17 protein-coding genes are annotated in these 13,376 nt (G+C 41.1%); 2 read left to right on the forward strand and 15 right to left on the reverse strand.

What is annotated here, in order from left to right; all coding sequences use genetic code 11:
- From spoIIAB to EV579_RS06760, 14 genes are all read right to left on the reverse strand, one after another.
- Nucleotides 1–441: an anti-sigma F factor gene (gene spoIIAB / locus EV579_RS06695; RefSeq protein WP_024422865.1), complete on the reverse strand. Its 441-nt coding sequence runs from the start codon at nucleotides 439–441 to the stop codon at nucleotides 1–3.
- Complete coding sequence (gene spoIIAA / locus EV579_RS06700; RefSeq protein WP_024422866.1) at nucleotides 438–791, reverse strand: anti-sigma F factor antagonist; 354 nt, start codon at nucleotides 789–791, stop codon at nucleotides 438–440. Before spoIIAA ends, spoIIAB begins: the two co-directional genes overlap by 4 nt.
- Nucleotides 792–952: 161 nt before the next feature.
- The gene (locus EV579_RS06705) at nucleotides 953–2,107 is read right to left on the reverse strand and encodes a D-alanyl-D-alanine carboxypeptidase family protein (RefSeq protein ID WP_481747242.1); all 1,155 of its coding nucleotides are present in this window, start codon (nucleotides 2,105–2,107) and stop codon (nucleotides 953–955) included.
- A 159-nt stretch (nucleotides 2,108–2,266) separates the two neighbouring features.
- Nucleotides 2,267–3,079 (reverse strand): purine-nucleoside phosphorylase, encoded by an 813-nt coding sequence (locus EV579_RS06710; protein ID WP_056767204.1) that lies wholly within the window; start codon nucleotides 3,077–3,079, stop codon nucleotides 2,267–2,269.
- A gap of 11 nt (nucleotides 3,080–3,090) precedes the next feature.
- Complete coding sequence (deoB, locus tag EV579_RS06715) at nucleotides 3,091–4,275, reverse strand: phosphopentomutase (RefSeq protein WP_058837987.1); 1,185 nt, start codon at nucleotides 4,273–4,275, stop codon at nucleotides 3,091–3,093.
- A 153-nt stretch (nucleotides 4,276–4,428) separates the two neighbouring features.
- On the reverse strand, nucleotides 4,429–5,319 hold the full coding sequence (gene xerD / locus EV579_RS06720; RefSeq protein ID WP_056767212.1) for a site-specific tyrosine recombinase XerD: 891 nt from the start codon (nucleotides 5,317–5,319) through the stop codon (nucleotides 4,429–4,431).
- Between the two features lie 6 nt (nucleotides 5,320–5,325).
- Complete coding sequence (locus EV579_RS06725; protein ID WP_024428058.1) at nucleotides 5,326–5,553, reverse strand: YqzK family protein; 228 nt, start codon at nucleotides 5,551–5,553, stop codon at nucleotides 5,326–5,328.
- A 117-nt stretch (nucleotides 5,554–5,670) separates the two neighbouring features.
- Nucleotides 5,671–6,123 carry a ferric iron uptake transcriptional regulator gene (gene fur, locus EV579_RS06730; protein ID WP_024422872.1) on the reverse strand — a complete coding sequence of 151 codons (453 nt, stop codon included), beginning with the start codon at nucleotides 6,121–6,123 and terminating at the stop codon, nucleotides 5,671–5,673.
- Between the two features lie 110 nt (nucleotides 6,124–6,233).
- Nucleotides 6,234–6,878, reverse strand: coding sequence for a stage II sporulation protein M (spoIIM, locus tag EV579_RS06735; protein ID WP_024422873.1), 645 nt, complete (start codon nucleotides 6,876–6,878; stop codon nucleotides 6,234–6,236).
- Between the two features lie 116 nt (nucleotides 6,879–6,994).
- Nucleotides 6,995–8,125 carry a S8 family peptidase gene (locus EV579_RS06740; protein ID WP_133744168.1) on the reverse strand — a complete coding sequence of 377 codons (1,131 nt, stop codon included), beginning with the start codon at nucleotides 8,123–8,125 and terminating at the stop codon, nucleotides 6,995–6,997.
- 110 nt (nucleotides 8,126–8,235) lie between these two features.
- A complete protein-coding gene (locus EV579_RS06745; RefSeq protein WP_024428056.1) occupies nucleotides 8,236–8,457 on the reverse strand; it encodes a hypothetical protein in 222 nt (73 codons plus the stop codon).
- A gap of 67 nt (nucleotides 8,458–8,524) precedes the next feature.
- On the reverse strand, nucleotides 8,525–8,977 hold the full coding sequence (locus tag EV579_RS06750; protein WP_133744169.1) for a GNAT family N-acetyltransferase: 453 nt from the start codon (nucleotides 8,975–8,977) through the stop codon (nucleotides 8,525–8,527).
- Nucleotides 8,964–10,145, reverse strand: a complete 1,182-nt coding sequence (locus EV579_RS06755) for a TIGR00375 family protein (RefSeq protein WP_133744170.1) — start codon at nucleotides 10,143–10,145, stop codon at nucleotides 8,964–8,966. The genes EV579_RS06750 and EV579_RS06755 overlap by 14 nt, the downstream gene beginning before the upstream one ends.
- A complete protein-coding gene (locus EV579_RS06760) occupies nucleotides 10,142–10,699 on the reverse strand; it encodes an NUDIX hydrolase (protein ID WP_133744171.1) in 558 nt (185 codons plus the stop codon). The genes EV579_RS06755 and EV579_RS06760 overlap by 4 nt, the downstream gene beginning before the upstream one ends.
- Before the next feature lie 168 nt (nucleotides 10,700–10,867).
- On the opposite strand from EV579_RS06760, the gene EV579_RS06765 reads away from it, so the two are divergent.
- A complete protein-coding gene (locus EV579_RS06765; RefSeq protein ID WP_133744345.1) occupies nucleotides 10,868–11,791 on the forward strand; it encodes an aldo/keto reductase in 924 nt (307 codons plus the stop codon).
- A gap of 308 nt (nucleotides 11,792–12,099) precedes the next feature.
- Here EV579_RS06765 and EV579_RS06770 read toward each other — a convergent pair whose 3' ends face one another.
- Nucleotides 12,100–12,324: a YqkE family protein gene (locus tag EV579_RS06770; RefSeq protein ID WP_025093024.1), complete on the reverse strand. Its 225-nt coding sequence runs from the start codon at nucleotides 12,322–12,324 to the stop codon at nucleotides 12,100–12,102.
- A 123-nt stretch (nucleotides 12,325–12,447) separates the two neighbouring features.
- On the opposite strand from EV579_RS06770, the gene EV579_RS06775 reads away from it, so the two are divergent.
- Nucleotides 12,448–13,374, forward strand: a complete 927-nt coding sequence (locus EV579_RS06775) for an alpha/beta hydrolase (RefSeq protein WP_133744172.1) — start codon at nucleotides 12,448–12,450, stop codon at nucleotides 13,372–13,374.
- Nucleotides 13,375–13,376: the final 2 nt, after the last annotated feature.

The raw sequence follows: 13,376 nt of genomic DNA on the forward strand, positions 1-13,376 counted from the left end.
TTAATTACAAAGCGCTTTGCTTTTTGATAGATGCTTTGTTAAACGGATGGTCGTGCCCATTTCTGGAGATGAGTCCACCATGACATCATCCATAAAATTCTCCATGATGGTAAAGCCCATTCCAGAGCGCTCTAAGTCTGGTTTTGTGGTGAAAAGCGGCTGTCTTGCTTCCTCAAGATCTGTAATACCCATACCTTCGTCACGGATGGTGAGGTAAACGACATGATCATCTAATGTGACATGGATGTGCACCTTGCCATCTGGATTCCCATCATAGCCATGAATGATGGAGTTTGTCACTGCCTCAGATACGACGGTCTTGATTTCTGTTAATTCATCTAAAGTCGGATCAAGCTGAGCGATAAATGCCGCGACTGTCACCCTCGCAAACGATTCATTTTGGCTTAATGCCGAAAAAGTCAGGTTCATTTCATTTCTCATGATGCCACCCCCAATGTTTGCAAAGCCGTTTGCTCAGAAGGCTCCATCCGAATAATTTTAAACAAGCCAGACATATCAAATAACCGGTTCACTGCTGGCGAGATGGCACAGACAACCATTTCCCCGCCAAGCTGCTTAATTTCCTTATATCTTCCTAAAATCACTCCGAGTCCAGAGCTGTCCATAAACGATAAATCAGCCAGATTCAGCACAATGTGGCGAATGTCCTCTGTTTCCAAATAATTCGTCACCTTTTGTCTCAATGTTTCTGCGGAGTGATGATCGAGCTCTCCTGTTAACCGAATGCAAAGTACGCTCTCTTTTACTTGAAAATCAATACCAAGGCTCATTTTTTATTCCTCCTTGCTCTAATTTCGGATAATGAATGTTTCTCTTTTATATGAAGTAAATCCTTCACCATGACAAAACTAGTGACCATTCGTCACATTTAGATGTTCTTTTCTTTTTCCTCATAGCAAAAAGACTGCCAATTACAGCAGCCTTTCGCCTTTTATTTCCATTTTACAAAATCAGCCATCGCCCGTTTGAAGAAAGTCCAAACGCTTGCCTTTTCCATTCCTTCTTTTGCTTCTACAGGACTTTCATGCAGCACTTTTCCATCTTTTTTCAAGACGATCGTACCAAGTTCCGTTCCTTTTGAAAATGGAGCCTTAACATCATGAGACAATTTGATTTCTTTTTTGATCTGATCCACATTTTCGCCTTTTTTCGTTAAAAGGGAGATCGGTTCAGAAGTAACGAGCTGAATGTTTTTCTTTTTCCCTTTGCTCACTTTGACCTCCGCCACATCTTGCCCTCGTTTGTAAAGCGGATGAGTCGTATATTGACTAAATGCGTAATCTAACATTTTGACTACCTGAGCGTTTCTGTCTTTCGGCGTGCTTGCGCCGAAGACAACTGCAATGACGCGCATGTTACCTTTTTTAGCAGATGCAGTTAAACAGTATTTCGCTTCACCTGTAAAACCTGTTTTCACCCCATCGACCCCTGGATAAAATTTAATTAGACGGTTTGTGTTGACAAGCCAGAATTTTTTATCTGTGTTTTGCCGTAGATAGTCTTCGTAGACACCTGTGAATTTGGTGATTTGTTCATATTTCAACAGCTCTTTTGCCATTATTGCCATATCGTGAGCTGTGCTGTAATGGTCTTTTTCAGGAAGTCCTGTTGGGTTTTGAAAGACTGTTGAGGTGAGGCCAAGCTCTTTCGCTCTTTTGTTCATCTGCTCTACGAACTGTTCTTCAGATCCTGCAATATGCTCTGCCATGGCAACTGAAGCATCATTTCCTGAAGCAATCGCAATGCCTTTCAGCATTTCTTTCACGGTCATTTCTTCTCCTGGTTCAAGGAAAATTTGTGACCCTCCCATGGACGCTGCATAGTCGCTCGTTCTGACCTTGTCTGTCATTTTCAGTTTACCCTGATCAATGGCTTCCATGATGAGAAGCATCGTCATGATTTTGGTCATACTTGCGGGTGCAAGCTTTTCATCGCTGTTTTTGTTGTAAAGCACCTTTCCCGTGTCTCGTTCTATTAAGAGCGCTGATTTGGCTTCGTGTGCCAATTCTGATGTTTGCTTTTCTCCTGGTTTTTCAATCTTTTCTTTTGCTATCGCTGATGGTGAAACCATTGAGATAAGGATCATTAAAATAAACAATGCACATATATGACGTTTCAAGTGGCAGACCTCCATTATCGTAATCCTTTCTATTTTTTCCTCATACAGGCTGTTTTATTCAGAGATCGTATGATTGCAATTAAAAAAAGCCTTCTGCTTGGGTAGCAGAAGGCTTCTGGACACATGCTATGAAAGTTGTTTGACAATGTCTTTTACTAAATCAAGAAAACTTGCTTTCACTTTTTCCGTTACTTCGATCACTTCATCATGAGACAGCGGCTGATCCAAAATACCAGATGCCGCATTGGAAATGCATGAAATGCCAAGCACTTTCATTCCTGCATGACGCGCAACAATAACTTCTGGAACAGTCGACATTCCAACAGCATCTGCTCCAAGTGTTCTTAAGAAACGAACTTCAGCAGGTGTTTCATAAGAAGGACCTGTCATCCCTGCATAAACCCCTTGCTGTACAGATATGCCTAAACGCTGGGCTGTTTCTTCTGCAAGTGCCAGCAATTCTTTATCGTACGGTGCAGACATATCAGGGAAACGAACGCCTTGACTGTCATTTGGGCCAATTAATGGATTGGTCCCCATCATATTGATATGATCTGTGATCAGCATGAGATCTCCTGGACGGAATGACGTATTCACTCCGCCGGCTGCATTTGTGACAATGCATGTGTCAATGCCAATTTCTTTCATCACACGGACAGGAAACGTCACTTGCTTCATATCATATCCTTCATAGAAATGAAAACGTCCTTGCATCGCGCAAACGACAGTGCCTTTCAGCGTTCCGATCACGAGCTGCCCTGCATGTCCCTCTACTGTTGAAACAGGGAATCCAGGAATATCTTCATATTTTATTTTGATTGGATTTTCAATCTCATCTGCTAAAATGCCAAGCCCTGATCCTAAAATCAATCCAACTGTTGGTACATATGTCGATGCTTGTTTAATGTATGCCGCCGCTTCTGAAAACTGTGCTCCCACGAGATTTCCCCCTATTTGAGTTTAGATAAAAAGCTTGTTCCGTATTTTGGCATCGCTATCTTGAAATTATCTGCAACGGTTGCCCCAAGATCAGCAAACGTTTTTGCTGTTGGCAGTTCATTTGCTTCCTGATGCTTTTTGCTGTAAGCAATGAGCGGAACATATTCTCTTGTATGATCTGTTCCGTGATGAACAGGGTCATTTCCATGATCTGCTGTGATCACAAGAAGATCATCCTCTTTCAACAGGTCAAACACTTCAGGAAGACGTGCGTCAAATTCCTCTAGTGCTTTTCCATAACCCTCTGGATCTCTTCTATGTCCGTAAAGAGCGTCAAAATCAACAAGGTTTAAAAAGCTGAGTCCTGTAAAGTCTGTTTTAAGTGTATCGACCAGCTTGTCCATTCCATCCATGTTTGATTTTGTTCTAAGAGATGATGTGATCCCCTCGCCGTCATAAATATCAGAGATTTTTCCGATCGCAATGACATCGAGTCCATCATCTTTCAGTTCATTCATGACTGTACGGTCAAATGGTTTTAACGCATAGTCATGACGGTTTGGCGTTCTAACAAATGCGCCAGGCTCTCCGACAAACGGACGAGCGATAATCCGTCCAACCATATATTTTTCATCTAATGTAAGTTCACGGGCAATTTCACAAATACGGTAAAGCTCATCTAATGGCACAACTTCTTCGTGCGCAGCAATTTGCAGCACAGAATCCGCAGATGTATAAACGATTAAATCACCTGTTTTCATGTGCTCTTCGCCAAGCTCATCTAAAATTTCCGTACCAGACGCAGGTTTATTTCCAATAATACCTCGGCCTGTTTTTTCTTTTAGTTCATTTAATAGTTCATCTGGGAATCCGTCTGGAAAAACTTTGAACGGTGTGTCTATGTAAAGACCCATGATTTCCCAGTGTCCTGTCATTGTGTCTTTACCATTTGATGCTTCTTGCATTTTTCCATAATACGCAAGCGGTTTTTCATCCGCTGGAATTCCTTTGATTTCTTTAATATGACTCAGCCCAAGCTTCGCCATATTCGGCATATGAAGCCCGTTCATTTTTTCAGCAATATGTCCAAGTGTATCTGCACCTACATCATTAAAATCAGCAGCATCTGGTGCTTCCCCAATTCCTACTGAATCCATGACGACGAGGAAAATACGTTTATACTGATAATCAGGCATTAAAAAGCGCCTCCTTCAATATTCTTGTCTTTTGACCTTACAAACAGTGAGAGGTCAGACATCTCAAGTATAAACCGTTTACAAGCCAGTTGACAACCATAAACGGTGTAAACATGAAAAAGCATGACACCCGTTCACTGTGTCATGCTTTACTTATGCCCTTGGATGGAATTTGTGATACACATCTTTCAGTCTTGTTTTCGTCACATGTGTGTAAATTTGTGTTGTTGAGATATCGGCATGTCCGAGCATCTCTTGTACGGCTCTTAAGTCCGCACCGTTTTCAAGCAGGTGTGTAGCAAATGAATGTCTGAGCGTATGAGGCGTCAGTTCCTTTTGAATCCCTGCTTCGATGGCTCGTTTTTTTAAGTTCTTCCAGAAGCCCTGGCGCGACATTTTTTTCCCGTGATGATTGAGAAATAGGGCATCGGACGGCTGTTTTTTTAACAGCTTGCTTCTTCCCTTTTCGAGATATTCTTCAATCGCGCTTGCAGCAGCTTCACCGATTGGCACAATACGCTCTTTTCTTCCTTTTCCAAAACAGCGGACAAAGCCCATTGTGAGGTGTACATCGGCAAGGGTCAGATCCAGCATTTCACTGACGCGAATGCCTGTTGCATATAAGAGCTCAAGCATCGCTTTGTCTCGGTAGTCAAAGGGAGTGTGCTGATTTGGTGTATCAAGCAGCTTTTCGACCTCCCCTAATGATAAAACTTTCGGTAAAGTCCGCTCTGTTTTTTGCGTTTCAATATTCCAGGACGGGTCATCCGTTGTCACTTTTTCCCGAAGCAGAAATTGATGAAAGGAACGGATCGATGATAGATGCCGTACAGACGTTTTACTCGATTTCCCTTCCTCTTTTAGCTGCTTTAAATAATGAATGATATGCAGGCGCGTGACATCATTGATATCCGTCAGCTGTTCATGTGTCATTAAAAAAGACAAGTAGTTTTGTAAATCTCTTTTATAAGAAACAATGGTATTTTCAGAGAGTCCTCTCTCTACGGTCATAAAATGAATAAAGTCGGATAATTGATCGTTCAATGATTTCTACTCCCCGTTTTGATAAAAATAAATCAATCGATCTTGCCAATTGTCTTGATTCGGCTGATCCATTTCCATCACTTTAATTGCTGCACCCTCTGGTTTATCATAACGATGGTAGCTTTCATATTCTGAATTTATCCATATCATAGCATAATAGAACAGGACGGTAAAACCAGTGAACAAGATAAATACTTTGATCACTTCACCTGTTGTTTTGAGCCATTTTCGCATGATCTTCAAGTCCTTTCTCACCTTCTCATTACTTCAGCATATGCCAGGTGGGACAAGGAATATACAGCGAAAATGCAAAAAACCTCTTCATCTTAAATGAAAAGGTTCCAATTCGGATTATTTGCCGGATTCATCATCATGACACCGGTGGCAAATGCCGTGGAATGTCAATCTATGATCCTTAATTTTAAATTTCCAGTCACGTTCAATAATCTCTTCGACATCTTCTAATAAATCTTCTTCTATCTCATCGACTGTTCCGCATTCCATGCAGACAAGATGATGATGGAAGTGAGCGGCTCCTTCTTTGCGAAGATCATATCGCGAAACGCCGTCTCCAAAGTTAATTTTATCAACAACTTTCAGTTCAGTGAGCAATTCTAACGTCCGATAAACAGTAGCAAGACCAATTTCAGGAGACTTCTCTTTTACGAGGAGGTATACATCTTCTGCACTTAAATGGTCTTCTTCATTCTCAAGCAGTACTCTTACTGTTGCTTCACGCTGTGGCGTGAGCTTGTAGCTGGAAGAATGAAGCTGTTTCTTAATTCGATCAATCCTATTTTCCATTGACTTTCCCTCCTACGCCACATTACTTGATCATTATATCAAATGATGTGCTGAGAGCCAACTATAATCATTTTAAATTGATAAATAAATTGATTATTAATTAAGAACAATTATAAAAGAACACCTGCCAGCTTTTTCATCAGCATGAATGATATGTACGATTCAAAAAAAGACGAAAGTGCAGCAAGCGCTAAAATCATCAGCAGAACAGATGCATACCGGCCAAACCACTGGACGGGTGCTTGACTGATGGTTTTTTTCATGAAGAGCTGTCCAATGAGACGGATGGAAAACGCAATCGCACAAGTGCCAATTACTAAATAGGCTGGAATGAGCAAAATGTTTTGCGGAAGCACCGATACGAACGAGAGAAAAAATCCACTCAGCCCCATTTGATTCACGAGAAAACCAACAGTAAACCCCACAACAATTCCTTTTAAAAAGATCATAAGAAAGATAAGCGGCAGACCAACGATGGAGATTCCCAGAATCCACATAAGGCCTAAATATTTCATATGATGCAGGAAGCTTTGTAAAAACATTTCTTTTGATTCTGCCGCTTTCTCATTTGTCAGCTGACCAAAAAATTGATTTAAATAATAGAATAAATCCTCTTTCTGGCTGAATGTCATGCTATTGACAATGATGGCCCCGAAGATCACACCCATTAAAAAGAGTACAGAGACAAATAAATAAATCGAGAGATGATCTTTTACGTGCTGAAGAAGATGCTCCTTCCAAGACTTTTTCCGCATGTGTCTTCCTCCCAAATAGTAAGGTTACTAGATTCTATGAGAGAGATTACGAAACATGACAGTTTTATTGAAAGAAAAAAGAGAAAGCAGCCTGCTCACTGCTTTCTCTTTTTCATTTATCGTGCGGCTTTTTGTACGTTCACAAGCCCGGCACCATAATAAAAAGGTTCTCCAAGCTTTGTCGCCGTTTTTGACAATCTCTCGCGTACTTCATCGTTTGTCAGATTCGGATGTTTTGATAGAATGACAGCCGCAGCGCCCGCTACATGCGGTGATGCCATTGACGTTCCGCTCATGTAGCCGTATTCGTTATGAGGAATGGTGCTCAGCGTTGAAACGCCTGGTGCTGAGACTTCGATTTCCTCGCCAACTGATGAATCAAAGGCTCTTTGCTTTTTTTGGTCAACAGAAGCAACCGCCATCACTGAGCTGTATTTAGCCGGATAGTCAATCGTATTGAGAGAACCATAGCTTCCTTCATTCCCTGCAGAAGCCACAATGAGAATCCCTTTATCATACGCTCGATCTACCGCTTCTTTCAGCGCCTCAGATTCACTTGCTCCCCCCATACTAATATTGATGACATCCATGTCATTCTCAATGGCCCATTCAATCCCTTTTATGATCCAGCTATAGTAGCCGTCACCATTTTCATCTGCCACCTTGACAGCATAGATAGAAGCTTTTGGCGCAACACCAACGACACCTACCTTATTATCTAATGCAGCAATTGTGCCTGCCACATGCGTTCCATGTTCATGCGGATCAACAAGCGGATCAGACTCTGCCGGTACAAAGCTCACCCCGCCGGTGACATGTAAATCCTCATGTTTACCGTCGATGCCGCTGTCAAGAACGGCTACTTTGACATTCTGTCCAGCGTATCCTTGTTTATGTACCTTTTGTGCTTTGATGCTTTTGATGCCGTATGGAACAGTTTGACCGCTAGTTTTTGCTTTTTGGTCTTCCTCGATGAAGGTCACTTCTTTTGCTTCATTCAGTTTCTTTTTCGAAGTCTCATTCATTGACACTTTCATCATATCTATTTGCTCTATGGATTCTTTCACATGCCCGCCAGCTTCTTCTACAAGCTGTTTTTGTGTTTTGTCTTGAACGGAAGAAGAAAAGCCGATCATGTACTCTTTTTTTGCTTGCTCCTTTGCAGAAATATCTGACGCGCCAAACATGACCGATGCCACAAGCACACTTGTCATACAAAGCCCTGCTCCAAATGACTTGACGTTCACGATACTCACTCTCCCTTTCGTTTCTTTTTGTCATTTAACTACATTTTTAGACAAAAAGAAACGACCGTTTGTCCTATTTTTTAAAATTTTCCATTTATTTGATCTAGTTGTCACAAAAAAGCAAAATAAAAATGCTTATGATCCTCTTGATAGTGATCATAAGCATTTCGTCCTTTATGTTTTTTCATCATATGCTGCAAGGCTTCTTGTTTTGTTTTTGTCTTCCTTTCGTGTGTGCTAAAATGCGGCATGTTTCCTCTCGACAGTTCTGGATTTCGGCTGTGCTGCCTTTGGATATGCTCTCGTTTTTTCTTTGCTTTGCTTTTTCCCATTTGGCAAAACCCCTTTCGTTGACGTTATGATACACGATGTTCCATAAAAAAGATAGACGTATATCGTCTATCTTTCTGTTTTCACCATATCAAGATGCGGAATCCCATCTTCATCATAAACATCTGAGACGGCCTTGAAACCAAATGATTCGTAAAATGACTTCAGGTAGGCTTGCGCCTGTATTTTGACACTTGTTTCACCTAATTCACTAAGCTTTTCTAAAGCCTTGATGAGCAGCAGCTTTCCATAGCCTTTTTTCCGGCCGGCCTGCGTCACAAGAACGCGGCCGATGGACGCCTCTTTGTACATGATCCCGTTTTGGAAAATTCGGCAATACGCCACAATGACGCCGTTCTCTTTTGCGATGAGATGAAGCGCTTCTTTGTCCCTGTGATCAATTTCAGGGTAAGGGCATGTTTGTTCTACAACAAACACGTTGACTCTTTCCATGAGAATCAAGTAAAGATCCTCTTTTGACAATTGTTCAAATGTGTGACATGTCCATTTAATGTGACTCATGATTGATATCCACCTTACCGTACACTCCGCCTCCACCAGCGATGAGTCCGACTTCGCCCTTCCTTGCTTTGATGATGTAGCCCGCTGTCTTTTCTGGCAGAACGGCTTTTAGTTCTTGTTCTGTTGCTTGATGTAAAATATTCATCTCTGTGTGAAACACGGCTTTTAGCTTCTCCAGTGTTTTAGGTCCAACTCCCGGAATAAACTGAAGCGGAAGCTGATGAACATAAGGAGGTCTCGTTCTTTTTTCACTTTCTTGGTCAGCAAGCTCTTCTAAACGTTCACTTACTCCTTTTGTCATCCGTGTATGTCCGCATACATGGCACTCTTTTTGATCTGGTGCGTGAGGTCTAACCCCGCATTTTTCGCAGGTCGTATGATAATACTTCCCAAGCCGCGGAGCAAGCCCATAATTTCCTGTGACAGCTCTACCATCTTTTTCTTCAAGGGCTAGCTTGAATTCGGCAAAAGAGGCATGATCCATTTTGATTTTTGTATATTCTCGCGCGATTTTCCCTAAAGAATGAGCATCTGAATTCGTTAAAAAGGGATACCGGTTCAGCTCACTCAGCTGAGACGCCATTGACGTATCACAGCTAAGACCAAGCTCAACAGCATCAATAAGGTCAGGATCAAATACTTCCGTTAAAGAAGTGTTGACCCCTTTGCCGTATAGACTTTTATGCGGCGTGAAAATATGAGCAGGAATAAACAATCCTCCCAGCTCCTTAACCTTGCGCTGAAGTGTTTTCCCATCAACATAGAGGCGCTGTGAACTCAAATGCACATTTTTCATATGAAGCGAAAGCCATGCGGAAAACTCAGACATTTTGTGTAGTGTGGGCATAAATGCCAGCACATGAATTGGACCCTTTGAATAGTCATCATTGATTTCTAATTCACTGCCCAAAAGCAACACTGTCTCTCCAAATGATAGACCGCCGTCATTTAGTTCAGTGTACCTGCCTTCCTCTACACCTTCTATTAATTCTTCTAGGACTTCTGGAGATTGTGCATCAATCACACCAATCATCCCCATCCCTTTACTTTCTGCTGCTTCAATAAGAATTTGATCAATTGTCAGTGACCTTGCACCTGTAATTTTGACAGCTCTGCCTGTTCTTGTTCTGCCAATATGGATATGGATGTCTGCAAAAAATTCCTTCATTTTGTTGACTCAAGTACCTCTTGCAGTTGTAAGTACTGAATGGCATAGGCTGTTTTTGCATCATAAATATGCTGCTCTTCAATGAGGTGCAAGGCTTCTTCTAATGAAACTTCCATTACTTCGACAAATTCATCTTCATCCAGCTCTCTTTTTTCTTCAAGCGGAACTAGCTGATCTGCTAGATAGATGTGAACAATTTCATCTGCAAAACCAGGTGATGTATAAAAGGCCGTCAGCTTTTGAAGCTTCTGAGTTGTATATCCTGTTTCTTCTTCTAATTCTCTTAATGCTGTATGTGCCGGCTCTTCCCCTTTTTCTAGTTTTCCGGCCGGAATTTCAACGATGGCTCTCTCTAGTGCTTTACGGTATTGTTTGACCAAGATGATTTTATTTTCGTCTGTACGTGCAATGACGGCTACTGCACCAGGATGTTTAATGATTTCGCGTTTGCCTTGTTTTCCATTAGGCAATTCTACATCTTCAAGAACCAAATCAATGATTTTTCCGTTGTATAATTCTTTCGACGATAATGTTTTTTCTTCAAAGTCCTTCAATTTTGTCAGCTCCTCGTTCTACTTTCACTTTTTACTTCATTTATTTTAACATAGATGATTTAAGAGAAGCGAAAAGCGAAACGCTTGCTTCAATGCGCCATTTGAAATCACCTAGCTTGAATTCCTGATTTTTTTCACTTAATGTGAAAGGATAGGAGTGTGATGGAATTGAAAAAAAGACGAATTGGCACCTCAGATCTCTTAGTGAGCGAGGCGGCACTAGGATGCATGTCTCTTGGGACGGAAAAAGAAAAAGCGCTCTCTTTATTAGATGAGGCCATTGATCTCGGAATTAACTATTTGGATACAGCCGATTTATATGATTTTGGGACAAATGAGGAAATTGTCGGGGAAGCCATTAAAAACAGACGGCAGGATTTGATTTTGGCGACAAAAGGCGGCAACCGCTTTGAAAAAGGCAAACCAGGCTGGGACTGGGATCCTTCAAAAGCGTACATAAAGGAAGCAGTAAAACAAAGCCTCAAGCGGCTTCAAACAGATTATATTGATTTATATCAATTACACGGAGGCACGATTGATGACCCCATTGATGAAACGATTGAGGCTTTTGAAGAATTAGTAGAGGAAGGCGTAATTCGCTATTATGGCATTTCATCTATCCGTCCAAATGTCATTAAAGAATATGCCAAAAAGTCCAATATCGTAAGCGTGATGATGCAATATAGTTTACTCGACCGCCGCCCAGAAGAATGGTTCTCTCTACTTGAAGAACAAAGCATTAGTGTCGTCGCAAGAGGTCCTTTAGCGAAAGGATTATTAACTGAAAAGCCACTTTCTCAAGCAAGTGCAGCGATTCAAAAAAACGGCTATCTTCAATATTCATTTGAAGAGCTTCAGCAGATCATTCCTTCTTTAAAGAAAGTCGCTTATGACCTATCACTCACTGAATTGTCCATTCAGTATATACTGAAACATTCTGCGGTCAGTTCCGTTGTATTTGGTGCAAGCTCAGTGGATCAGTTAAAAGAAAATATAGCAGCAGCAAATGCACGTTCATTAAGTGACCAAGAATTCAAAGCATTGACATACTATACAAAACCATCTGTGTATGAAACGCACCGGTTCAAATAAGAAAAAAGATCACATCTGTGATCTCTGAGATTGTAGAAAAACTTACGTTTTTCTACATTTTTTTATTTTAGCGTATGTATGATGCTCAACAGGCTGTGGAGAAGCCTCTATTGCACAGCTCCGTTTATGCACCTTTTTTCTGGAGCTGATTGTAGCTTATTTGATCAGTTCATCTGATAAAGTGGATTTTTCTCTCATAAAAAGAGAAGAGGGCAGAAGTGTTTTTCTTTTAAGCACTTCTATGTTCCTGCTGTGGATCTATCTTAAAATGATGTTATGAAAAAAAGAGAGCATCATCGCCCTCTTTTTTAGCTTTTATACTTTCTCCAGTCTAAATGGCTTTCATCTAGCAGCTCTGAAAAGCTTTTGTTTTTTTCTTTTTCTTTCTGCTGCCGAAGGAGGTCTTGTCGTTTTTGTTCTTCTCTTTTTTCTGTCTCGACGGCAAGGTTCTGCTTCATTTGAAGAAGCTGCTGTTTGACATCATCGTTTATGCCGTCCTTTAATTTCACTTGATCTTGTTTGGTCTTTTTCATTGTGCCTCTCTCCTTTTGACTTAGTGTATCATCCGTTTTATTTTCTGAGCAAGAGGCACGCCAATCTCCCAAGATGTGGTATGATCGTCATAGAAAAAACTCCGGAAAGGAAGAATCGGCTAGATGAAGAAATGGATCGCTATATTTGCCCTCATATTATGTCCACTCGCTGCAATCGGCATTTTTTTCACCAATAAAATGATGTATATTCGAAAATTAACGGATGAAGAGCTCATCAAACGAGAATCAGATGGAGGCCATTATCATCATGAGGAATTTCAACAGCTTAAAAAAGAGAAAGTGTGTATTCCTTCAGCATTTGGTTATGATCTCCATGGCTATTTTGTGCCGTATCCACATACAACACGCACAATCGTCCTTTGCCACGGTGTTACAGTCAGTTTGATTAACTCCGTTAAGTATATGAAATTATTCCAAAAGCTCGGATGGAATGTGATGCTTTATGATCATAGAAGACATGGAATGAGCGGCGGGAAAACCACAAGTTATGGATATTATGAAAAAGAAGATCTAGCAAAGATCGTAAAGTGGCTCAGACAAAAACTCGGAGAAAGTGCCATCATTGGGATACACGGAGAATCAATGGGTGCAGTCACGACCTTGTTATATGCTGCAAAGCCGGAAGCAAACGCCAATTTTTACATAGCAGACTGCCCTTTTGCTTCTTTTGAGGACCAGCTTCTTTATCGATTAAAAACAGATTTTCGCCTTTCAGGGCAATGGATTCTTCCACTAAGTGATCAAGTGTTAAAATGGCGGGATGGATACCGCATCCGGCAAGTTTCCCCTCTTGATGTGATCGGCCAGGTGAAAGAACCTGTACTTTTTATTCATAGCCGCCATGACGACTATATCCCCTGTGAGCAAAGTCAGCAGTTATATACACGAAAAAAGGGTGACAAACAGTTATTTATTGCGCCACACGGTGCGCATGCAATGTCTTTTAGCGAAAATAAGGAAGCTTATGAGCAAGAAATTCAAGCATTTCTTCAAAGATTTGAATTGAATAAAAATAAAAGAGGAGAATGAAC

The organism is Bacillus sp. BK450, assembly GCF_004364885.1.
In the GTDB taxonomy this organism is placed as follows: Bacteria; Bacillota; Bacilli; order Bacillales; family Bacillaceae; genus Bacillus; species Bacillus safensis.

Bases quoted from the DNA above. Each gene is read 5' to 3' on its own strand.
- EV579_RS06755 (WP_133744170.1), bottom strand. From the start codon at position 10,145: ATGAAGGAATTTTTTGCAGACATCCATATCCATATTGGCAGAACAAGA.
- EV579_RS06770 (WP_025093024.1), bottom strand. From the start codon at position 12,324: ATGAAAAAGACCAAACAAGATCAAGTGAAATTAAAGGACGGCATAAAC.
- EV579_RS06750 (WP_133744169.1), bottom strand. From the start codon at position 8,977: ATGAGTCACATTAAATGGACATGTCACACATTTGAACAATTGTCAAAA.
- spoIIAA (WP_024422866.1), bottom strand. From the start codon at position 791: ATGAGCCTTGGTATTGATTTTCAAGTAAAAGAGAGCGTACTTTGCATT.
- EV579_RS06705 (WP_481747242.1), bottom strand. From the start codon at position 2,107: ATGATCCTTATCTCAATGGTTTCACCATCAGCGATAGCAAAAGAAAAG.
- spoIIM (WP_024422873.1), bottom strand. From the start codon at position 6,878: ATGCGGAAAAAGTCTTGGAAGGAGCATCTTCTTCAGCACGTAAAAGAT.
- spoIIAB (WP_024422865.1), bottom strand. From the start codon at position 441: ATGAGAAATGAAATGAACCTGACTTTTTCGGCATTAAGCCAAAATGAA.
- EV579_RS06725 (WP_024428058.1), bottom strand. From the start codon at position 5,553: ATGCGAAAATGGCTCAAAACAACAGGTGAAGTGATCAAAGTATTTATC.
- EV579_RS06745 (WP_024428056.1), bottom strand. From the start codon at position 8,457: ATGGGAAAAAGCAAAGCAAAGAAAAAACGAGAGCATATCCAAAGGCAG.
- deoB (WP_058837987.1), bottom strand. From the start codon at position 4,275: ATGCCTGATTATCAGTATAAACGTATTTTCCTCGTCGTCATGGATTCA.
- fur (WP_024422872.1), bottom strand. From the start codon at position 6,123: ATGGAAAATAGGATTGATCGAATTAAGAAACAGCTTCATTCTTCCAGC.
- EV579_RS06775 (WP_133744172.1), top strand. From the start codon at position 12,448: ATGAAGAAATGGATCGCTATATTTGCCCTCATATTATGTCCACTCGCT.